14 protein-coding genes are annotated in these 23,112 nt (G+C 61.1%); 11 read left to right on the top strand and 3 right to left on the bottom strand.

The annotated features are described in order from the left end of the window. Both FBR05_09415 and FBR05_09420 read right to left on the bottom strand, forming a co-directional pair. On the bottom strand, positions 1-421 hold a 421-nt coding region (locus tag FBR05_09415; GenBank protein MDL1872413.1), incomplete at its 3' end, for a ribonuclease D. A gap of 72 nt (positions 422-493) precedes the next feature. Continuing rightward, positions 494-4,531, bottom strand: a complete 4,038-nt coding sequence (locus FBR05_09420) for an amino acid permease (GenBank protein ID MDL1872414.1) — start codon at positions 4,529-4,531, stop codon at positions 494-496. Between the two features lie 402 nt (positions 4,532-4,933). Between FBR05_09420 and hemB the strand changes: the two genes are divergently transcribed. The 10 genes from hemB to FBR05_09470 all read left to right on the top strand — a co-directional run bounded on the left by hemB (position 4,934) and on the right by FBR05_09470 (position 21,320). After that, on the top strand, positions 4,934-5,923 hold the full coding sequence (gene hemB / locus FBR05_09425; protein ID MDL1872415.1) for a porphobilinogen synthase: 990 nt from the start codon (positions 4,934-4,936) through the stop codon (positions 5,921-5,923). A gap of 245 nt (positions 5,924-6,168) precedes the next feature. Next, positions 6,169-7,332, top strand: a complete 1,164-nt coding sequence (locus FBR05_09430; protein MDL1872416.1) for an EscU/YscU/HrcU family type III secretion system export apparatus switch protein — start codon at positions 6,169-6,171, stop codon at positions 7,330-7,332. Positions 7,333-7,420: 88 nt separating this feature from the next. After that, a complete protein-coding gene (locus FBR05_09435) occupies positions 7,421-7,615 on the top strand; it encodes a hypothetical protein (GenBank protein MDL1872417.1) in 195 nt (64 codons plus the stop codon). 79 nt (positions 7,616-7,694) lie between these two features. Beyond that, positions 7,695-8,129 carry a hypothetical protein gene (locus FBR05_09440; protein MDL1872418.1) on the top strand — a complete coding sequence of 145 codons (435 nt, stop codon included), beginning with the start codon at positions 7,695-7,697 and terminating at the stop codon, positions 8,127-8,129. An 84-nt stretch (positions 8,130-8,213) separates the two neighbouring features. After that, entirely contained in the window at positions 8,214-10,229 is a 2,016-nt protein-coding gene (locus tag FBR05_09445) for a hypothetical protein (protein ID MDL1872419.1), read from the top strand. Positions 10,230-10,284: 55 nt separating this feature from the next. Continuing rightward, positions 10,285-10,887: a hypothetical protein gene (locus tag FBR05_09450; protein ID MDL1872420.1), complete on the top strand. Its 603-nt coding sequence runs from the start codon at positions 10,285-10,287 to the stop codon at positions 10,885-10,887. A 227-nt stretch (positions 10,888-11,114) separates the two neighbouring features. Continuing rightward, positions 11,115-13,157 carry a hypothetical protein gene (locus tag FBR05_09455; GenBank protein MDL1872421.1) on the top strand — a complete coding sequence of 681 codons (2,043 nt, stop codon included), beginning with the start codon at positions 11,115-11,117 and terminating at the stop codon, positions 13,155-13,157. 238 nt (positions 13,158-13,395) lie between these two features. Then, a complete protein-coding gene (locus FBR05_09460) occupies positions 13,396-17,286 on the top strand; it encodes a hypothetical protein (protein ID MDL1872422.1) in 3,891 nt (1,296 codons plus the stop codon). A 34-nt stretch (positions 17,287-17,320) separates the two neighbouring features. Continuing rightward, complete coding sequence (locus FBR05_09465; GenBank protein MDL1872423.1) at positions 17,321-19,963, top strand: hypothetical protein; 2,643 nt, start codon at positions 17,321-17,323, stop codon at positions 19,961-19,963. Positions 19,964-20,156: 193 nt separating this feature from the next. Further along, complete coding sequence (locus FBR05_09470) at positions 20,157-21,320, top strand: right-handed parallel beta-helix repeat-containing protein (GenBank protein MDL1872424.1); 1,164 nt, start codon at positions 20,157-20,159, stop codon at positions 21,318-21,320. A gap of 272 nt (positions 21,321-21,592) precedes the next feature. Here FBR05_09470 and FBR05_09475 read toward each other — a convergent pair whose 3' ends face one another. After that, complete coding sequence (locus tag FBR05_09475) at positions 21,593-21,922, bottom strand: ferredoxin family protein (GenBank protein MDL1872425.1); 330 nt, start codon at positions 21,920-21,922, stop codon at positions 21,593-21,595. A 356-nt stretch (positions 21,923-22,278) separates the two neighbouring features. Here FBR05_09475 and FBR05_09480 point away from each other — a divergent pair. Next, positions 22,279-23,112, top strand: an 834-nt coding sequence (locus FBR05_09480) for a hypothetical protein (GenBank protein ID MDL1872426.1), incomplete at its 3' end; no start/stop codon positions are given.

Genomic DNA, 23,112 nt, shown 5'->3' on the forward strand with positions numbered 1-23,112 from the left:
CCTTCTGGAAGCGTTTGTCCAGCTTGATCCCGAAGTACTTGAGCATCAGCGAGGCCAAGCCCAGCTCGGGCTCATTGATCAGCTCGGCGGCGATGAGCGTATCGAAGATGTGGCGCACCCGGAAGCCGTACATGCGCTTGAGCAGCCGCAGGTCGTAATCCGCGTCATGGATCACGATCTCGCTCGCCTCGCTGCCGAGTATGGCGCCCAACGGCTCCATGGAACGGATGGCCAACGGGTCGATCAACCAGGTTTCGGATCGGTCCGAGATCTGGATCAGGCCGATACGCTCGTGGAAACGGTGGAAGCTGCTGGCCTCGGTGTCCAAGGCAATGCAGGGTACCTGCCCCAAACGGCTCATCAGTTCACCAAACTGGTCGGCCTCGGCGATCAACGGGATGTCCTGCATGCGCGGGTGCAAAGGAAACCCAATTTGGGCCTTGGGGGAAGGGGGGGGTGAACCAAGGCCGGGAAGGGTGCTTTGTGGGGTGGGCTAATGGGCCGCCATTGTGGCGGTGGGGCGCTGCTTTCGCTTTTTGTTCCACAGGTAATAGAATGGCAATCCGGAAAGGATCAAGGTCAGGCCTGCCGCCGATTTGCCGGGGGACTCCACCAGGGTGACCGCCAGGAGCACCAGGCAGAACAGGGTGAAGAGCAGAGGTACCGCAGGGTAACCGAAGGCCCTGTAGGGGCGCGGCGCCGAGGGTTGTTTCCGGCGCAGCACCAGCACGCCGAATACCACCAGGCCATAAAACACGAAGGCGGCGATGATCACCAGGTCCGTGAGCAGGTCAAATGAACCGGAGAACGTGAGCAGGCAGGCCCACACGCATTGGTAGATCAGCGATAGATGCGGGGTGCGGTACCGGCCATGGGTGCTTGCCACCTGGGGAAAGAACCAGCCCTCACGCGCCATGGCATAGTAGATCCGTGCAGATACCAGACTGGTGGCATTGGTGCAGCCAAAGGTGGAGATCAGGATCATTGCGCTGACGATGAGTGCCCCGCCATTGCCGAACAGGTGGTTCACCACCACCACGGCGGCAATGTTGTTCTGGTCCCTGCCCAAGGCGCGCAGCATGTCGTCGATGGGCATCACGTACAGGTACGCGACGTTGATCAGGACGTAGATCAGGGTGATCATCAAAATGCCGAAGGCCATGGCGCGGGACAGATTGGTGACGGAGCCGTCGTACTCCGGCGCCGAGTCGGCGACGGGTTCGGTGAGCATCTCGATGGCGCGCTCGATGACCGGGCCGATCATCTTGCCCAGGCCTTCCTTGGCGCCGATGCGCATCGCGTCGCGCGAGGTGCCGCGGCCCTGCAGCTGCGCCGCGCGGGCGACTGGCGTGCCGCCGTAGAGGAAGTCGAGCCAGGAGTTGTGGTTGCCGGCCGCGACGACGGGCTCGGCCTCGACCAGGCGGTCGACGCGGGGGTCCACGACCAGGCGCGAGCGGGTGGCCCGCGTGATGCCGCTGCCCCAGTTGAGGAAGTGGCGGTCCAGAACGGAGGAGCTCTCGTTGCGCTCCAAACTGCTGAACAGCCCCATCGAGCGGAAGAAGGTGCGCCACAGCACCGGCCAGCCCGCGCCCAGCGACTCGGTCCAGCGGGTGCGCTTGGAGCTGTCGATCTTGTCGACGAAGGGCAGCATCAGGGGGCTGACCGCGCGGAAGTCCGCCTCGGGGTGGTTCTCGGCGCGCAACTCGGCGCGGACGAAGGCCCGGAACTCGGCGATCTTCTTCAGCGCCACCTCGAGGCTGCGGTTGGTCTCGCGGCTGTTGGCGCCGCGGGTGGAGGGGTCGGTGAAGCGTTGGATTGCCTCGCTCGCGGCGTCCCTCAGCTCGCGGAACCGCGCCTCTTGGACCGGCGCGCGGAGGCGTTCGTACATGTGGGTGGCCTGCATCAACTGCAGATTCAGATCTTCGATGTAGAGGCCGTTCGCCTCGCGGTCGTAGCGTTCCCAGAAGGCGTCGTTGGCCTTCTCAACCGCCGCGTAGCCCTCGCGCAGGCGCGAAGTGTTTTCATGGAGGGCCCGATAGTAGTCGGTCTGGGCCTGGGCTGCCTGGTCCATCTGGCGGACCTCGTAGGGGCCGAATTCCCAGAACTCATGGGGCGCCTTCTGGAGGAGGTCGAGCAGCGCCCGCTCGTAGCGGCCGCGGACCTCGAGCGGCGGCATGGGGTCGAGGCCGAAGACCCGCAGGGCCGAGTAGAAGGAACGGCGCAGGCCGCTGCGTCCCTCGACGGAGGCCAGTTGCTCGTAGTTCCCTAAGTAGGACTCCGCGGCGGTCCGGGCCTCGCCGGTCAGGCGAGAGAGATTTTCGCGGACGTGCCGTGCCAGCATGGTGGAATCGGCTTCCTGCAGCCCGCGCACCAGGCTGCTGCGCCGCGCGGTCTCGATTAGGAAGGCGCGGGAGCGGACCTCGTCGGCCATGAATTCCCGCATCGCCCTCTGCAAGGTGAGCGTGGCGCGGGCGTAGGGATAGTTGATGCTCTGGGAGAGCTCCTTGATTCTTTTCTCGTGGGCCTGACGGACTTCGATGTTCTCGGTGTCGGCGATCTCCTGGCGCAGGGTCGCCGTCTCGGTTTTGACGGGGCCCAGGTTGCGCCGGATCTCGGCGAGCTTTTCGTGGAAGGTTTCCACTGCGGTCCGTAGCCGCGCGGTCTCGGGGAGATCGCGCAGCGCCGGGTGCTCGAGGATGGCCAAAATCTCGCCCTTCTCGAAGGAGTGGGGATTGCGGGCCACGGCGTGACGGGCCTCCGGCTCGATGCCCGCCTCGCGGAGCGTGGCGTCGCTGAGGGCGCGGATGACGTCGGCGCTCTCCCAGCCGCGGGTGAGTTGGCGCAGCAGCATGGCCTCGCCGAAGTGGCGGCCGGAGTTCCCGGTCATCCGCTCCAGGGCTTGGGTGTATTCCGCCGAGAGGCGATTAAGCTCCGCGAAGTCGGCCTCCGGAAGGCCGCGCAGCACCGGATCCAAGGCCTCGCGCTGGCGGGCCTGGAATTCGAAGACCTGCTGCATGAGGTCCAGGAAACGTCCCTGCAGTTCGGGGTTGGAGCGGAGCTGGTGCGCGCCCCAGCGCAGGAAGGCGGCCGAGCGCCGGTTATGGCCCAGGGCCTGGGCGCGGCGGATGCCTTCTTGGACCGAGCGCACCGGGCGGGCCGGGGGCATCGTGGGTAGGTTCCGCAGCGGCGCGTCGACGTCCATCGCGGCGTTCAGGTTGAATTTTCCGCCGAAGGCCTGGATGTTTCGTATCGCGGAGCTCAAGAGGTTGCTGCGCCGCCCTCCCGGGGGGAAGGAGCCCGAGCCGCTGGAGGGCGGAGGCGGCGGCAGGCTGTTTCCGTTGCCGCCGTTCCCGTTTCCTTCGCCGTTCGCCGTCATGAAAACGCGATCCGGCAGCCGCGGCTCGAAGGCCTCGCGGCCGGGCAGGGCGGAACGGGGTCCGCCGGCCACGGCCAAGGCCGGCTGTAAAAGAGAGCCGACGCCGTCGGAGGAGATCTCGGGAGTGGGACGCGGGGTGCGCGCGACCAGCTCGCTGCGGACGTTCAATTCGTGGTTGAAGGCCGCGACGCCCGGCATCGCGTGGTGCATCAGGCGCCCGCCGACGTGGAATTGCAGCAGCATCGCCAGCGAGTCGACCATCGTGGTCGCGCCGTCGACGTGCTCGCGGATGCCGAGGCGGGTCTCGAGGCTGTGACCCAGGACGATGCCGCCGAACATCGCCGCCTGCGGCAGGACCCGCTGGGAAATCGCGCTCAGTCCCGTCAGGCGCGTGGCCTGGCCGGTCAGCGGGTTGATGCCGTGGAGACGGTTGAAGGCTCCGGTCGAAAGGGCGCCCGCGGTCTTCAGCGCGCCCAGCGTGATGAAGCTGCCGGCGACCTCGCGGCCGAGGGTGGCCAGGCGCCAATCTTGCTCTTGGCCCAGCGCCGCGTTGGCGCCGCGGGTGAAGGCGACGAAGCTGGGGGCCTCGAGCATGAAGGCCCCGGTCGAGGCCAGGGCGCGGGCGCCGAAGCCCCGCGTGAAAAAGTTTGTCGTGGGGGAGGCCGCGAGCCGTGAGAGGAAGGCCATGCGGCTGAGGCCGAAGACGGCCTGGGCGCCGGCCATGCCGACGAGCATCGAGGGGTGGGAGGCGTCGCGCGCCAGGCGGCGCAGCAGGAACTCGGCGCGGTTGCCGACGGCGCCGCGGCCGACGATGGCGTCGAGCCGCGCCTGGGCGCGCTCGCGCAAGGGAGCGCTCGGCGCCGCTTCCGCGGCGGCCGAATAAATCGCCGAGGCGAATTCCAGTCGGTCATCCCGCTCTTCCCGTCCGGCCAGGCCCAGCAAGCCCTCGTAAAACAGGCCGGCGTCGGACTCCGCGGCGAGGCCGTTCAATTCCATCCGCACCGAAGGGCTGAGGGTGGCGCCGAAATGCGATTGGATGCGGGCGACAAGCTCGCGCGGCTCCACGGCGGAGGGCGCAGCGTCGGTTTCCGCGGGGCGGCGCAGCAAGGAGGGCGAGAGTCCCCCGGAGAGGCGAAACGATGGTGGATTGGTCATGACTCCCTCAAAAACCTGTTCCCGCGAAGGACCGGTAGGCCTTACCCGGCGGGAATCTACAGGAGGCTGTTGAAAAAAATTTTTATTCCCGCCGGAATGAATCCGGCTCCATCCACCGCCCAAAAATCCTTCGGATTTTCGGGGCCCGCCAATCCGCCTGCGGCGGCTTGGCCCAAGACCGGTGGTTTTTCAACAGCCCGTTAAGCCAAAAGGAATTTACGTCCTGGCGCAAAATGCTTTTCAAATGCCTTGAAATTAACGTAAATTTTCCAAGAATAAATTTCGGCGTTTGCAGGATTTTGTTGCGTATTACCTTGTAAAAACTCGATATTTCATCCGGCGCGCCGTTCTTAGTAACCGAATGTTTACAAGTCAAGAGGCAATGCCTCCGAGGAGTGAAAAATGGCCCATTTTCCCAGCGTCCGTCCCCGCCGCCTCCGCGAAAACCCCGCGATCCGCGACTTGGTGCGGGAAACCCGCGTCCATCCCGCCGATTTGGTGATGCCGGTCTTCGTTCGGCCCGGCCAGCGGGAGCGGCGGCCGATCGCCGCCATGCCGGGCATCGCCCAGCTCAGCCCCGACGAGGCCTTGCGGGAATGCGAGGCCGTCGCCAAGGCCGGGGTGAAGGCCGTCCTGCTCTTCGGGATCCCGGAGGGGAAGGACGCGGCGGCCTCCTGGGGCCATCGCGAGGACGGCGTGGTACAGCAGGCCCTGCGCCTGGTGAAAAAGGAGATCCCCGAGCTGCTCCTGATCGCGGACGTCTGCCTCTGCGACTACACCGACCACGGCCACTGCGGCCTCGTGCAGGAGGCCGGTGACCTGCCGCATATCGACAACGACTCGACCCTGGAGGTCTTGAGCAAGATCGCCGGCAGCATGGCCCGGGCGGGCGCGGACGTGATCGCGCCCAGCGACATGATGGACGGGCGGGTGCAGAAGGTCCGCGACGAGCTCGACGCGGCGGGCTTCAAGCAGCTGCCGATCCTGTCCTATGCGGTGAAGTACGCCAGCTCTTTCTACGGGCCCTTCCGCGAGGCCCTCGAGTCGGCGCCCAAGTTCGGCGACCGGCGCGGCTACCAGATGGATCCCTCCAATTTCCACGAGGCCTTCCGCGAGGCCGAACAGGACCTGGAGGAGGGGGCGGACATCCTGATGGTGAAGCCGGCCCTGACCTCGCTGGACGTGATCCGGGCCCTGCGCGACCGCTTCGACGCCCCGCTGGCCGCCTACCAGGTGAGCGGGGAGTACGCGGCGATCAAATTCGCGGCCCAGCAAGGCGTCATCGACGAGGCGGCGGCGGTGCTGGAGACCTGGACGGTCTTGAAGCGGGCGGGGGCGGACATCATCGTCTCGTACTTCGCCAGGGACTACGCGACCCGGCTGCGCGGGTGAGTCTTGTGTTTGTCCTCATTACCTAATCCGTAGGGGCCGTTCGCGAACGGCCCCTACAACGGTCGCCAGGCCCCGAAATTCGGTTTCTAATGCCAGCTTGTTGTGACCCTACAGGTGACAACTCTTCTATGATAAACTGCCGATATCTGAAGGGAATTGGGCTTTAAGCCCCGTGAGGATCGCTAAGGATTTGCTTGAAAAACAACCAGGCAAGTCCCTGTAATTCCTCGCAGAATCGCTAATCAATGGCCGAGAGCAGCGGCGAAAAAACCGAAGAAGCCACCCCCAAGCGACTCCGCGAGGCCCGCAAGAAGGGCCAGGTGCCGAAGAGCAAGGACGTCAGCACCATCGCCGTACTCTTGGCGATCTTCGGGGTGATCTGTCTGGGGATGGGCGCGGCCATGAACGAGCTGCGCGAGCTCATGAAGCTCTGCTTCACCTACGTCGGCTCCCACGAGCACATCGACGGGTCGCAGATCTGGGTCTTGGGCAAGGCCTGCCTGCTCTCCTTCGCCAAGCTGATCCTTCCAGTGGCCGTAGTCGGCGCCGTGGTGGCCGGATTCGTCGGCTTCATGCAGGTCGGGTCGATCTTCGCCCTCGAGCCGCTCAAGCCGCAGATGAAGAAGTTGAACATGATCGAGGGCATCAAGAACATGTTCAAGACGCAGACCTTCATCGAGCTGCTCAAGAATATCGCCAAGATCATCGTCATCTTTTACCTGGCCTATTCCACCCTCGACAAGCAGCTCTACACGATCCTCCAAACCGCGACCATCCAGATCCCCGCGCAAATGCCCTCCATCGGCGAGGCGGCCAAGGGCATCCCGCCCGAGGCCTATCCCATCGAGGGCGCGGCCTTCATCAGCGGCGACATCCTGTTCAGCTTCATTTTCAAGGTGCTTCTGGCATTTTTGGTGATCTCGGTGATCGACTTCATGGTGCAGAAGAAACAATTCATGAAGCAGATGCGCATGACCAAGGATGAGGTGAAGCGCGAGTACAAGCAAGACGAGGGCGATCCGCACATCAAGGGGCACCGCAAGCAGCTACACCGCGAGTTCGCCTTCAGTGACGCGAAGGCGGCGGTGAAGTCCAGCGACGTCGTCGTCGCCAACACCGTCCACGTCGCGGTGGCGATGAAGTACGACCGCGAGACCATGGTCGCCCCCGAGATCATGATCAAGGGGCAGCGGGCCTTTGCCGAGATGATCAAGCAGGTGGCCGAGGAAAACGGCATCCCGATCATGCGTAACGTCCCCCTGGCCTGGGCCCTCTTCGAGCTGGAGGAGGGGGCGGAGATCCCTGAGGAGCTGTATAATGCGGTGGCCGAGGTCCTGGCCTATGTTTACCGGATGCAGCAGCTGCAAAAGCGGGAGGAGCAACGAGGCAGCAAGATCCAATACGTTTAACGTAACGTTTATAAAAGATGTCCGATAAGAATCTTGTTGTATTTTAAGGGTGTTGTGCCCAAATAGACCTGGTATGGAGAAAAAACCTATGAAACCCAAAATCACGGTGCTGACGACCTTGGCCGCCTTCCTGCTGGGAATGGGCCTCCTGTCCGTCCCCGGCGCCGGAGCCGCGGTTTCGCTAAAGGCCCCCGGGCCGGGCACTTTCAGCGCCAAAAAGTGCGAAAAGTGCCGCCGCGGCGACGACGGCAAGATGGTCTGCCAGCCGGTGCCCTGCCCCTAGGCCGAAGCTTCAACTTAGATTCTTTCCACGATAAAACGCTTTGCCTCTTCGGCTCCCCGGTTTAAGACGGCTCGACCCTATGCGAGCCCGAGAGGTCCTTTTATCACTTAAATTTTGCGCCTTGGCCCTGGGGCTTTCCGCGGCCTTTTCCGCCTGCGGCGGCATCCTTGCCTCGGACGGGATCACCGCCCACGTCCTGGTGTTGGTGACCGACGCCGGGGGCAACCCCGTGCCCGGCGCGACGGTCTGGGTGCCGGCCGATCCGACGCCGCAGGCCTTGGCCTTCGCGGGGGGAGAGGAGGGCCTGGCCCTGGTGGACGAGCAGGGCAACACCTGCGCGGACCCGCCGGCGGAGGCCCTATTCGCCGCCTGCACCGACGCCGAGGGCCTTGCCTTGCTGCCCTGCGGCGGCGAGGGGGTGTTTTTGCTGAATTACTTCAAGGACGCCGCGAGCGGCACGACCAGTGCGAAATGCGCGGAGGGGGGCGTGGTGCCGGCGCCGTTCGACCCTTAAGATTCGCGTCGCAACTTGTGATTTCTGGAACCGATAAGGACTTTGGAAAGGGGGCCTCTTTTCCACCGTTTTGAGGAGGTCCCTTTGACACCCCCCTTACGTACCGACCGGGCGCGTCATGGCTCGGGAGGCGCATCCAGCTCCGCCGCCGATATTCCCGCTTTCCTCAGTGTGGAAAATCTGTTTCGAGATCCGGCCGATACCGCGGATTCGGCGCATTATTCCCGGCAATGGCAGGACGACCAACCTTTTAGGACCCAACATACCGAGCTTTATCTGGCCTTGGATACCCTGCGGGCCATTTTTCGCGGCCGTACGGCGGAATTGACCGCCTCGCAACGGGAGTCCCTGAGCGCCTTTCGTGCCATCGCGGAAGACGGAGACCCTCGCCATGCGCTTGAGGCCCTGGTGTTGAGAAATTTAAGGGCCGCCTTGGCTGACGCGGGCGCGGATTTTCAGGCACGAGTTCGCGCGGTTTCGGAGGTTGTCGGGGCCGCGCCGGGAGCCTCTTCGGGTCCGGCGGCGACTTCGACCGGCGGAGCTTCCGGCGATTCTTTTCGCCTGGGCGCCATTTACGTGACCCCGCGCTTCGACTATGCCTACCGCGAGGCCTTGAGCGCCATTACGGCCCGCGCCTTGCCCGCCGAGACCTTGCCCGGCTACAACCAAGCCTCCGATTTTGGCTTCAGCGCGGGGGCGGAATTCCTGTTCCGCGGCTTCCATTTCTTCGCCGACCTGAACATGGATTTCGACATGACGCCGGCGGGCGCGCCGGCGGCGCATTTCAACAGCTACGGGATTCGCTTCGGCCTCCGGCAATACGACGGGCAAAACCGTCGCGACGGTTTTCATCTCACCTTGGGCGGCCGGGAGACCGTGGGGCTGGGAATTCATTTCACTCACTGCACCGGCGTGGACGGCATGGCCGCGCCCTGCTCGGGGGACACCGCGCAATTTTCCTTCCATAACTACTCGGATATGATCGGCTTGGGTTACGGGCCCTTCGAGCTGAGCCTGCGGGTCCTGCTGCCCACCACGACTTACGTCAATACGTCTTCGGCGACTCATTTGCCGACGACAAATCGATTTCCCTTCGAATTCGACCTGACCTATCACATCACCCCGCCCGACTATAGGCCCGCGGAACACGGCACCGATCCGGAGGCGGTGTTGCGCGAGACGGTCACGACGCCTCAGATCGTCTTCGACTTGGCCCGCATCGGCATCGGCGCCTTCCAGCAAAACGAGATCTTCCGTCAAGAGGCCGGGTTTGAGTTCACCCGCGAACTGATCTCCCGGGGTGCCTTCGGTTACGGGCCCGCCCGGGACGCCCAATACAATCTCTTAAACCTGGGCTCCTTCGTCGGCGGCGGCCTAAGCCTGGGTGTGGCCAACGGAAACTTGGCGAACAACATTCGCCGGGATTTGCAACACGGCGGCACCGTCGAGCGGATCCTGCTGAGCGGCGCCCTGCTGGCGGAAGCGGGGGTTCATACCGGCATTGTGCTGGCGAACGAACGGCAAAGCTTGGGCATCCCCACGATCCAGACCCATGCCTCCAGCATCGCGTTGCCGATCATTTTGGGAAGGGACGCGCTGGGCTTGCTCGGCGCCTTCGGAGTTTTCGGCGATCGCGCCCGAGCCGTCCGCTCGGGCGACATTTGGGCCCGCGTCCATTACTTGGGCGCCCATACGGCCCTGGCCCTGCTCGGATTTGGGCTCGCCTTTTCGAGCGGCGACGGCAGCGGTATTCAGAACAACTTTTTGCAGGCGAGCATCCTTGGAAACGTCGCCCCTCCTCCCGGGACGACGATCGAGGGGTCGCCGTATTCCTTTGACGCGCAACGTTGGCACTACGCCAGGCTCTCTTGGGGCGGCATGCTGCTCACCTACGGTGCGAGCGGGATCATCGATTATATCGGCCTAAGCGGGCGCTATGCCGAGGCTGAACGCCTGCGCGACGCCGAGACGAGGGGGCGACGCTCCAGGGAGGGAAGCGAAGGGTCCGCGCCCGCCGCCGGCTTGGCGCCGCGGCTTTCCTTGGGCCTTCACACCGACGGCCAGAGCTATTTGATGGGGACCGTCGGCGGGACTTTTTAGTTCGAGGGAACTGGAAGGTAGAAATTTTTCAACGCTAAGAGTTCAAGGAGTTTTTATGACGCCCCCGATCGCCAATCCTTCCGCTGCCGCGGCTTCCCGCGAGATGAATCCTGCCGATGCCGCCTACGGCGGTACCGTCTTAGATCTGGGCGGGGTATTGGGCGCAGCCTTCGGCAGCCGTACCCCAAGTTTCATCGGCGGTGTGGAATTGGGATTTTCCATCATTCCTCCCGGTGGCAGCGTGGGGGGCGGGGTTGACTTGTTCTACCTCAACGAACCGGAGAGCCGCGCCCATCATTTCGGCGGTCGGCCTTCCTTGAATTTGGTATTCTTTCGGGAACGCCGGACAGATGGCGCCCCCCAAGTATTTGGGAACCTTCGGATCGGGGTTCCTTTGGGAATGGTGGACCTGGGGCCCTCCGGCAACCACTTCTTCTTCGGATTTTCGGCTGACCTTGGGCTAGGGACCTTTTTTGGGAATTCGGGCGATCATTCCTTCCGTATCGGGACCTCGCTGGCCCGGATCGGCGCGGCGATGCACATTATTCCGGAAGGGGCCGCCTCCGGAATCACCGGGATGGTGACCTTGGATATCAATTTGGGGATGCTGGCTTACGCCTTGGTGCGGGCGACATTATCGCCCTTGCAGCCGCAATGATCTTTGCGAGAGGCGTTACCGATAAGCCGGCGGAAAATAACAACAATAATCGCTCCTTCGTCATGACATGCCGTGCCATAACCTGCTGATTTCCCAAGTCATTTCCGAAAGATCTTAGCAACCTTCCGCCGTTTGTTCCGAGAAGTTTTTCAGATGATGGGGGCACAAGATCATCAGGGGTGTACTCCTCCTTGGTGACCTCCCCGTCGCATTGACTCGGAGGTCCCATGAGCCCGCCTAATGGCGTCAAACCGGTCGGCAGCGGTGGCGTTTCGCCCAGCGTCGATCCCAAAGAAGAACGCAAGCAATACCTGAAGAACTCCGAATTCTTCCTCGACCCCACGAATGCCTCCGATCCCGCGCACCTCCAGAAAAAGTGGGAAGAGGACCGCGATTTTCGCGTCAACAATTACAAGTTGTACGCTGTTCTGGATCTATTCACGCGTTTCATGAACCGCGATTCCGAGGTGAGCCCGCAGAAATTGAAGGCGGCAGTGGATGAGTGGGCCGCGAGTTCGGAGTTCAAGGCGGATCCCGTCAATACCGTCGTATTGAAAAACATGCACCGGATCCTGGGGCAATTCCAGGCCGAGGGAAACGTCGACCAGGCGAAAAAACTTAAAGAAAACCTGCCGGCCGCGCCCGCCGATCCGGTCGCCGAAAAACCCAAGGAGGGGAAAGGGGACAAGGGCGCCGAAGGCGGCAAGCCCGTGGAGATTGATCCGAAAAAAACGCTGGCCGTCGGTCTGGAGTTCCAAAACGACAGCGTTCCCCTCGCGATTTTCGATGCCGCGGGCATTCCGCTCTCTGCCTTGGCCGCGGAAAAATCTTATTTCACCTTGAAGCCGACCGTGGACTTCCCGATGGGGAAGTGGGTCGGGATGGTGCGCCTGAACGGCGGCATGTTCGAGGCCCGGGGGATCCCCGGCGACGATTTCAAGCCCGGCGACGGTTATCGCATCGGTCTGGATTTCGGATTGGTCAATCCCTACTCGGCTTCGCACGAACGCTCCGGTTTGGGCCTCGAGTTGACCGGAGTTGCCAACCATGCCGGACAAAAGAGCGGCATCGAGGCGCCCGGGCCCTTGGTCCGCCTCCACCTCTTCCGCGAGAGCGACATCAATATTCCGATCGCGGGCCGTTTTGAGCTGGGATTCAGCTCCTTTTTTAACCACCAAGAGACTTTTATCACCTTGGGGAACAACCAGAATCTCCTCGCCACTCCCGGAGGCAATGAATCGAATCCCCTGGCGACCACGAGCGCGATGTTCGCGCGCAGCCCGCTGCGTTGGTTCGGCGTCTCCGGCAGGTACTACATCAACGGGATGCCCGAGCGGGAGACCCGTGAGGACCTTTCCAAGCCGTTCCGTCCCGGAGAGGGTGTTGCCAAGATCGGTAACCTCTGGACCGGGCAGATGATCAATTTCAACCGGCGCGAGGATATCCCGGCCTTCGCGAATACGCAGGTTTTCTTCGGCACTTTTTGGCCCCTCGGCATCCCGGCCAGCCAGCAGCAATTCGACACGGTTTCGACGGGGCTGCTCCTTTACAGCCTCCAGGATGGCTTTTTCATGGCGCGAAACGCTCAATTGCGCGGGGAAATCTGGCGCCGTGATGATTCCTGGATATTGCGTGGCCTGATGTTGGGCGGAGATGCCTTGCTCTTAGGAGCCAATATCTACCGCGCGGCGACCGCGAAGGCGGACCCGCCCGTCAATCAGACTATTGAAGAATTCGTCAAGGATCCCGGTTCGGTTACGGATTTCTCCGGCAGAGCCGGCAAGCTCAACTTGAAGCTGTTTCCGGCCGAGTTTGCCTTGTCGGCCATCGATGCATCGGGCATTGCGGGCGATATCAGCGACCCGGATCTGACTCGGTTTTTCGCAACAAGCGGGGTCGCGACGGGACTTGGCTTATTGGGATTCTTATTCTCCGCGCCACTGTCGGGTGGGTCTTGCGGCGATTCCGGCACCTTGTTCCGTTGTAGTTTTCATGGACGCAAAAGCGAGTATTTCAAGTCGGGTATCGATGCGGGTCCCCAAAACATGACTGATATCGAGAATGAGTACGTCATGTCCGCCTCGAGCGGGGCATTGTTGAGCTGGGGCGTGACGAGGCTTTTGCAGCCGCTCTTCGTTCCGAAGGCGGATGCCGGCTCCAAGACCGCCGGAGGCAAGAAGGATAAGTCGACGGCATTGGTCGAAGACATTCACTTCAACGTCGGCATCAATCCTGGCGGGGGTAGCGTCTTGGTCGGAGGCAGGTTCTAAGCGTTTTTCTCGAAAAATATAGCCTTTTGGCCGCCCAACGGAAGCACTCCATTTCAGGGACGATATTCCCAAGCCCCGCTTTTTTCCGGCTGCGTGGGAAATATCAACGCACCGCGCAATAACCCCCCGAAATTCCACGTAAAATCCTTGTAAACCTTTAGCAACTTTGCTTGGAAGGCACCGAGAAGACCTTTAGGAGAGGCACGTCCAGAGATTCTCGTTGCAGGGGAGTTCGGTAATGAATCTGCGAAATAGAAATTCGGCGCTGGTGGCGGTGACATTGATGGCCCTGATTTCCTTGTCGGCCTGCGGCTCGGGGAAAGACGACGAAGTCGACGTCCAGGCCAACCCCAGCTCCCCGAGTTCCCCCGCCGACATCCAGCCCAATATCCACGAAAATGTTCCTCCCCCCGGCTCCCAAGACGCGAAAAACACCGAAGACGCCGGCGTCGGGCCCAACACCGCGGAAAACTTCTTCAACGGCAAAGAGGCCTATGACGAGTTCAGCGACCCGCTGAAGGAGCGCATCTACCAGACCTATCAGGTCGACCCCTCGCAGAGCCTCGGCGGCAACGGCCACGGTTTCTACAACACCCTGCTCGGCCGCACCGCGCCGATCCTCTACGTGAAGCCCGGCGCCCCGAAGGCGCGAACCGAACGGGCCCCGGACGGCTCGACCGTCCAATACCGCGTGATGGCGCTCGAGTCGGCCGAGGCCGGCTGCGACCCCACCAGCACCTTCCTCTGCCTCGACTCGCCCGAGACCGGTTTCGAGACCGTCCATCCCGGCGTCGACGTGATCGGCAAGATCGACTTGAATCAGCTCGCGGTGTTCGGTCCCAACGACCCCGTCATCGTCGTCAGCGTCTTCAACAACTCGGGCGGCGGCGCCTCCGCCGAGATTCCGATCATGCCCGGCGACGTCCAGGCGACCACCGATCCCAACATCGGCAAATTTTCCGCGGCCGTCGGCCTGACCGGCGCCGGCAAGTTCACCATCGTGGTCAGCGCCTTCCGCGTCATCAACGAGGGCGCCGGCAACGAGCTGGCTTCCATCATGGTCAACGGGACGCGCATCGAGGCCCCCGAGATCGAATTTGTCAACGCCGTGCCCAGCCCCATCAACAAGCTGGCCGAGGCCGGCCATGAGACCGATCCGGTCGAGAACAACGCCGTCATCGCCTCCGACTTCCTCAACGTGAAGGTGAAACTGCTCACCGCGGGCGGGGCCGGCATCCAGGTCAAGTTTGACGACTCCAACGAGAACGACGAGCTGCAATCCTCGGTCGTGGCTCTGCCCAGCGAAGAGGGCAGCGACGTCTTTTTCACCGGCGTCGTGCCCCTGCACCAGGGCGTCAACAAGATCAAGGTGACCGCCCGCAGCCCGGCCCTCGACCAGCTGCTCGGCGACGCGGCTCCGGAACCCTCGGTGGTGACCTTCACGATCTTCAACGCCGACGGCGGCCCGCGGATCAAGCTGATCAAGCCGGAGAAGGACGGCGTGGTGGCGCAGAGCGCCGAAAGCGGCCAGACGGTCGACCTGCAATTCTGCTACACCTTCGTGCCCAGCAAGGTCACCGGAAGCGCCGGCGGAGGCGCGACCCTGCCTTCGATCGGCGACACCTGCAAGACCGGCCAGCTGGGTTTCACGCCCGACGTCTACCTCAACGGAACCAAGATCGTCGGCAACGACAAGGTCCTCTACGACGCGACGCAGGGTATTTTCACCGTCAAGCTCGAGCCGCGCTTCGGGATCAATATCTACGAGATCAATTCGGTGGACCAGATCCGGCCCAGCAACGAGCAGACGAAGTCCTCGTCCTACGTCGCGGGGGCCTTGGCCTACGGCGTTCCGATGAAGCTGGCGGAAAACGGGCAGATCGCCGGCGCCGATACCTTCACCCACCGCGGGCTGAACCTTGAAGTCGACAAGCGCCTCGTCGAGGGCCCTGTGAAAGACTTGTTGGTGAAGTTTTTGAACCGGCCTAAGACCAAAGACCTGATCATGGCGACGTTCAAGAAGACCGACAACACCCCTGGCTATACCTGCCGCGAGACGGATACGCCGACCAGCAGCAACGGCGATACGACCATCAACTTCCTCGAGGATAGCTTCACCTTAGGTCCGGACAATCCCTCGGAAGAGAACCCCGCGATCGAGGTCACCGAGATCACCACGGCCAGCGACGGCATGTTGCATCTGGGGCTGCGCATCAACGGCATGCACGGGGACGCCGACCTTCGCGCCGCCGTGGATAGCGGAAATACCTTCAATGGCAAGGATCTCGGATTCATCCCCATTCGGTTCACGATCGCGCGCTTGGACATCAAGGTGGGACTCCGCTTCATCGAGAAGAGCCGCGGCTTTAAGGAACTGGACCTGGTCAAAATCCCCGACGTGAAGCTCATCGATATCGTGGGCGACGGTCCCTTGGGACGTCCGCTTTACGTCGACAGCAGCCGAAACCCATTGGCCGCGGGCTTGGAGCTGCTCGACTGGCAGCAGGGTCTGCTGCTTACGCAGTTCAATAATATCCTTCAGGGCACGCTCTTATGCGGCGTGGAAGAGGGTCTTAACAATACGAATTCCGGTGCGCTCGGCAAGGCGGTCGCGGATCTGGAAAAGTTGACCGGTTATAACCAAAACATCTTCCGTCTGCCGTTCCAATTCAATCTCTTCGGGAAATCGGTGGCCTTGGACATCGCCTATAATATTTTGAAGGGCGACATCCGTTTCGACTCCGACGGCATCCACATCGTCAACGCCCCGCTGCGCTTCAACCCAGGCCCCAGCGCCCTGACCAAGCTGGCCTCGGACTTCAGCGACGGCATCATCGCCGCCGTCTCGCGCTGGGCCGCGCCGGGCGAGCCGGAGCCCACGACCAACAACACCACCGAGAACCACCAGGTCGCGATCGGCTTGGGCGAGGACGTGTTCAGCCAGATCTTCTCGGCGGCCAACCTGGCCGGCTTGATCGACTTGGACGTCGACGCCAACTTCTATTCGACCAACAAGATCACGCCCAACAAGTCCCTGGCTCCGCAGGGCGGCAACGACAGCCGCTTGGCCAACGACATCGACGCCAACCTCGACGGTCGCAAGGACGACCTCGACAAGCAGGTGCCCCTGTTGCTCCGCGTGCGCAGCGACAAGCGGGTCTCTCCGATGCTGACCTTCCTCACTCAGGAAGAAGTTCAGCTGATGGCCCAAACCGTCGTGCAGAAGCCTGCGCCCGGCGCGACGCCCCAACCCAGCCCCACGCCGGACACCACGCCCGGACGCGGTCCCGGGGAAAATTCTATCGTCGATCCCAAAGGCCGTTATTTCCGACTGACCCTGCCGAACATCGAGCTGGCGGTCTACCGCACGGCCCCGGTGCCGGAAAGCATGGGCGGCGTAAAGACCTACTGCGAAAAGGTCATCCCGACCACTTACAATCCCACCCTCGAGGCCAAGGGTCTTTGCAAAGTGGGGCCGGAGGTGAAGACCCTCGTGCCCATCGAGAACCTGGCTTCGGGTGAGGAATGCCCGGCCGCGAGCATCGTCAAGATTCCGGCCAAGAACGGCAATATCGTCTCCTATCAGGACGTCACGGTGGAAAACGCGGACAATCCCAAGCCGCTCTACCGCATCAAAGTCAACCTGATGGCCCACGGCGAGATCAAGGGCTTCAAGCGCGTGGCCTCCGCAGCGGATTTCCTGACCAACCCGAATCCGCCGGAGAAGACCAAGATCCAGTTGCGCCTGGTGCCCAACACCCTGAGCGAGACGAACCCGATCTTCATCTCCTCGATTCAGGTGCTCGAGAACAACACGGGTAAGTCCGACAGCACCCTGGCAGACGACTGGAACACCACCTTGACCGGTGCCTTGGCAAGCCCCTGCGAGCGTTTCAACGAGATCATGATTCCGATTCCGGAAGAGTTCGCCGGCAAGGCCGACGCCTCGGGCAATCCCACGCCGCTCCTGCCCGATTTCGGCATCGATTCGCTGGATATCGGCAAGATCGACCCGAACGACCCGTCGACGCTCTCGCATATCCCAGCCGTCTTCATCGACGACAGCCGGCTGTATCTCGATATTCTGGCCTATGTGGGTTTGAACTTTACAGAAACCGAGGGGCAATAGTAACCGCGTGAACGCACTCTAGGGAGGTAAGCCCATGACGTTTTCAGCCCTGCGAAAACGTTTCTTTCGATCGACTTTCGTGATGCTGTTGGTCGGCCAGTTTCTGGTCGCCTGCGGCGGCGCGGACAAGCCCTTCACCCTGGTCGATCCCAGCGACAACCCTCCTCCCGGCGCCAACCCCGGCACCAACCCGCCCCCGGGCGGGTCGAACGACTGCGTCGTCAACTTCAACGGGACGATGCAGTTGAAGGTCGACTCGACGGCCACCGTCAAGCTCGACGCCAAACCGGTCGACATCGATCCGATCCCGATCAAGGTCAGCGGCAACAACCTGACCATGGAAGGGGAAACTTTCCCCGACATTTTGCTCACCTCGCTCAGCACCCAAGCGGACCTATTGGTCAACGGCAAGATCTCCGGCAACAAGGGTACGGGCACCTATGATCCGGCCACGGGAAAAATCGAGATCAGCGGCTTTAAGTTTTTCATCAAGATCGTTGCCAAGGGGACGACTAACGAGCTTGGCACGGTCGACAACTTTCCGGCGGTGACCTTCACCACCGAATCCATCACCGCCACGGGAAATCACGACCCGATCGAAGAGACCGGAAAACCGCTCGACAAGTCCGATAAGAGTCTCAAGTTGGTTGCCGGGATGACGGTCCCGACCAGCGCGGGCTTGTTGTCCGGCCCGATCGGCGGCGGCGCCCTGACGGCGACTCTCGACGGCACCTTGGACCAGCTGCCCGAGAACTGCACCGCGGGCGGCGGCGGCACGCCCGGCGGCGGTTCCGGCTCCGGCGGCGGCCCCAGCGAGTTCGCGATCTCCGATGGCTCGGCGGCCAACGTCGGCTCGGTCGACTTCGGCTCGACCCTCGTCCTGGTCACCAATTCCGGCGGCAAGACCATTTTGGATTGTTCCGAGGCCTCCAACCGCGGCGCCCTGACCAAGCTGATCACCATTACCAACAAGGCCGAGGGCGAGCGCAAGCTCAAGATCGGCCAGCCCGCCGATACCGACGTCGACGGCAAGGATCCGCTCTGCAGCGGCGGCAGCGAGTTCGTGCGCGGCTCGATCAGCGTCTCGGGTGGCGCCAGCTGCGAGACCGTGACGGTGGCCGGCAAGCAATTCTTGAGCGGCGTATGCAAGCTGCCCGCCGGGAGTCCGGACGCGAAGATCAGCTTCCCGCTGATGTACGTCCCTTACAACTTCACCGCCCCGACCGGCGGAGCGGCCCCGGAGGCCACTCCCGCGGCGACCCCCGCGGCCACGCCGGCCGCGACGCCGACGGCGCCGGGCGACACCGGCTCGCTGGTAATCGAGTACGATGACGGCAAGAGCTTTGCCCTGGGCTTGAAGGGCAAGGCCGAGCCCGACAGTCGCGACTCGCTCAGCATCTCGAAGGTGAAGGCGGGCGTCGTTTCCAAGAAAAACATCCGCAACAAAGGTCTGGTTAAATTTTCCCTGAAGGACAGCGATCCCAAGCCCTTCACCCAGGAATTCGTCGTGAAAAACACCAGCGGCGACACCTGGCAGAACCTCGCCATCACGGTGGAGGAGGGCCCGGCCTTCACGGTCACCGGACCCGCGGCCACCACGGTGGGCCCGGGCACGGTCGACTCGCCCGGCACGACCGCCTTCAGCATCGCCTACAATCCCAGCGCCTCCGGCGCCGTGGACAAGGGTAAATTGATCGTTCACCTGACCAAGGCGGGTTCAACGGCGCAGACCGATTTGACCTTCGATCTCGAGGGAACGGTCGGCGTCGATCCCATCCTCGGCACCTACAAGTTGAAGATCGACTTCTTGGTCGCCTTCATCGACAACGCGCTGCAGACCAAGCCGGTCGAGTCGCTCGATTTTAGACAGCCAGGACTGGAAGATCAGGCTCCGCAACCGCAGACCTTAGAGTTTAGTGATATTAACGAGGAAGAGGTGCAGCCGGTGGAAATCATTCCGATCGATTTCGACCCGCTCACCGCCACGCTCGCCCAGCGCCGTTCAGCCCTTCGCATCTTTAATGCCCAGGGCTCCGGTCTGGTCCCGGGCGACGATTCGTCGATGTGCAACGAGCCGGACCCGATCAACGTGGCCTACCAAGCCGGAGACTGCGCCTTCTTCTACTTCAATATCGGTGTCAGTGAGAATAGTGAGGGTGTCTACGACGAGGAGACCGGGAACATGACGATTCCCAACCTTAAGTTGCGCATCCAGAATCCATACCACGGGAACGTAGGCGGCGTCTGGCCCCCCAGCAACCCCGGCCTGGGTTATCCGAACGACAATATTCTCGACACCACCTTGGATCTTTCCTTGACGACGCTGATCCTCGACAAGAAGGAGGACGGCGATTTACTCCTGGTGCCGGATCCCAGAATCAGCCGCAGCGACCTCAGTGTAGCGAGCCGCGCCGATCGCCTGGGAGATCCCTGCCCGGATGACCCCGCGGAGCATCCGCATATGAAATGTTACCTCACCTCCGACGGAAAATACCTCCAAGGCAAGCCCCTTTCTCTGAGGCCCGGAAGTGAAGATATCTACGACGTCGTGGTGGTCGGCGTCGGGCAGTTCAAGCCCCGCTCGGTCGAGGCGGACACGCCGGTCTTCATGGACAACAGCCGCATCTACTTGGCCATCCAAGGCCGGATGTGCAAGGACGGCGCGAGCTGCAATTAACATTTAGAAAGAAGTAGATCCTAAATCCCCCGTCGCGCCAGCGGCGGGGGATTTTTTATTTATTTCTTATCTAAGGCTACTCAAGGCAATCCGAGGATTTATTTTTTGAAAAAATACAGCAACTTGATATTAGAACCAACGATGAGACCTTACCGGGTGAGTTAGCTTCTTCAATTAATCAAAGGGGTGCACAATGGATATTCGATCCATCCTTCGAGACGTCTCTTTCAGAATCTACTCAATCATCGATAGTGTTTTCTCCGCCGAAAATCTGCCGGTTAGGGAAGATGACCCTCGAGTTTTACATGACAATTATCTTCCGGTTTCTCGGAATCAAATATTGAGGGATGCCTTTTCGGTGAGTTCTTCAGAGAAAGAATGGCAGAAACAATCCCCATGGTTATTTTCTCCTTGGGGTTTATTGTCGATTGCGGGTTGCGGAGGAGATGATCTTAACGACGGCTATGGTGGATCTGACTCCGGTGATGTTCCTCCCGACGGAGGGATGAAGGATCCCTCCCAAATAGACGCCGATGGAGATGGATTTTATGCAGATATCGATTGCGATGATTTTAATTCCAAAATTATTCCGTTAAAAAATAATGATACGGTCACTGTCCGACAGAGTGTCAAGATCTGTCCAGGGAGTTATGAAAAAGCCAAATTGTTTATTGGGGCAAATACAGATTCGTTGCCGATCGAAATATTGGCCGAAGGCGTGAGTTTAAACAACGCAACCATTGGAAATTCCGTTTTGTTTGACAATGTGTCAAATGCAACACTTGTCGGGTTGAATGTTTTTTCAAGTGGGAGTGCGATCGTCAGAATTAATGGTGGAGAAAAGAACACCGTTAAAAACATGGTAATAGGCGGCGAATACGGAGAGGGCCTGGTTATTGATAATAGTCGGTATTCAAAGGTGTTATCCACTAGATTTTATGGATTATATCATGATGACGGTTATATTAGCATTAGAAATGGGAGCGATAATTCAGTGGAGAATTCCACTTTCGAAGGAACGGGTTTGAATCATGGCGTCGTGATCTCCTCGAGTAGCAACAATCATATAAGAAACAACGTGATGACAGGGGCGTTTATTTACCTTTCTCCCACTTCTGGAAAAAACGAGGTTTATAGAAATACTATTAAGCAAGTTTCAGAGGGGAGCGGTGTGAAAGTATTCGGAGATGAAAACAGCATTACGGAAAATATCAGTCAAAATAATCCCATTGGAATATTTTTAGATGGCAATGCCTGCGGTAATACGGTTAAATTCAATGATGTGAGGTTTAATAGTCTCTACGGCATTGATGGTCATGACGTTTGTCCTAATGTAATCAGCGATAACCAAGAATAAAATCAGTAAGAATGGTTTTTTTCTCCTTTTTCAAATTTGCAAAAATGCCCAGTTTATTCGGGGATTGCAATGCGGGATTTTTCCCCTTTGCCGCTAAAACCAATTCGGAATAAATGCCCCGGCCTATGAGAGTCAATATTGGGTTTTTCGGAGTTGATGGTGCCCGATTTCGGTCCGGTCGTGCGTTAATAGAACAGTCTCCTCCGCCTTGAATCGAGTGGGAAAAGGCTTTAGGCGCGTCGGGTTCGGATCACAATATTATTATCAAGTTACTACCCGCCCGCCTCCCGCTTCGCGTCGATTTCCTTCCACTGCTCCAAGGTCAGGGCGCCGGGGAGGGCGGGTTTCTTTTCGGCGATGGTGGGGTATTTTTCGCATTCCTTGGCGTTGACCTCGATCCAGGCCTGGTACTTCTTCGGGACCTCCGACTCGGCGTAGATCGCCTCGACGGGGCACTCGGCGACGCAGAGGTTGCAGTCGATGCAGGTGGCCGGATTGATGTAGAGCATCTCCGGGCCCTCGTGGAAGGCCTCGACGGGGCAGACGACGGCGCAGTCGGTGTACTTGCATTTAACGCAATGCTCCGTGACGACGTAGGTCATGGCGGGCCTCCTTTTTATTCCTTGGACAAGGGGCATTATCCCAGAAATTTCCCGGAAAAATCTAAGGAAATTCTTACATTTCCTCGCGGGTTTTTCCGCGTTTCACCCCGCAACTCTTGGCGCGGGCCGACGAAAATTTCTTTAGATAAGTCCATGACTTCGGGGCCGGCCGTGGGACAAGGGGGAACGGCTCCGGGCTGTCTGTTGAAAAGTCACCGGTTTCGGGCCCAGCCGCCGCAGGCGGATGGGCGGGTCCCGAAAATCCGAAGGATTCTTGGGCGGTGGATGAAGCCGGATTTATTCCGGCGGAAATGAAATTCTTTTCAACAGAATTGATAGCCTTCCGGGGGCTAGATATGTCGATGCGATTCGTGCAGAGCGCGGGGCGTTGCGCCGTGGCGGGGATCCTTTGGATCCTGGCCCTGTCGGCCTGCGAGTCCAATTCCAATCCGCAGATCTTGGAAGAGCCTCAGCCGCCCGCACCGGGCGCGCCGGGCCCCGGCGACGGCGGCACCGAGTGCTTCGTCAACTTCCAGTCCATGCTCCAGCTCAAGGTCAGCGCCAAGCCCGCGAGCGAGGCCTTGGAGGTCTTGGATGCCAACCCCATCGCGATTCCCAGCATCCCCATCCAGGTGAACGGCGAGGAGGTCGCGATCCTCGGCGAGAAATTTCCCGACATCATCCTGACCCGTCTGAGCAACAGCGCGGACCTGCGCTTCGGCGGGGTGCACGGCAGCCGGGCCGCGGGGCGCCTGGATCCGGCCTCGGGCGAGTTGGCCATCGAAGGCATGCAATTCACCCTCGAGGTCCTGCAAAAGGGAACGACCGAGCGGCTACTCGAGGGCGAGACCGTCATCGGCGGGATCCGCCTGCAAACGGGCCCGGTGACGGCGACCGGCAACCTCAATTCCATTCCGGAGCAGGGCAAGCCCCTCGACCGCAACGATCTTTCCCTGACGCTGGTCTTCGGCGTCACCCTGCCGGGGGATTTTTCTCCCTTGGTGCCGCTCAACGACATCCTCGCGGGCGGCGCGCTCACCGCGCGCTTCGTCGGCAAGCTCGACGCCCTGCCGGAAAACTGCGGCGCGGCCAACCCCGACAACCAGCCGCCGCCGGGACAGGAGCAGCCGCCGGGGCTCCATATCACGGTCGAGGGTCAGCCCGAGACCTCGCGCATCGACCTCGTCCTG

Source organism: Deltaproteobacteria bacterium PRO3, assembly GCA_030263375.1.
Taxonomy (GTDB): domain Bacteria; phylum UBA10199; class UBA10199; order DSSB01; family DSSB01; genus DSSB01.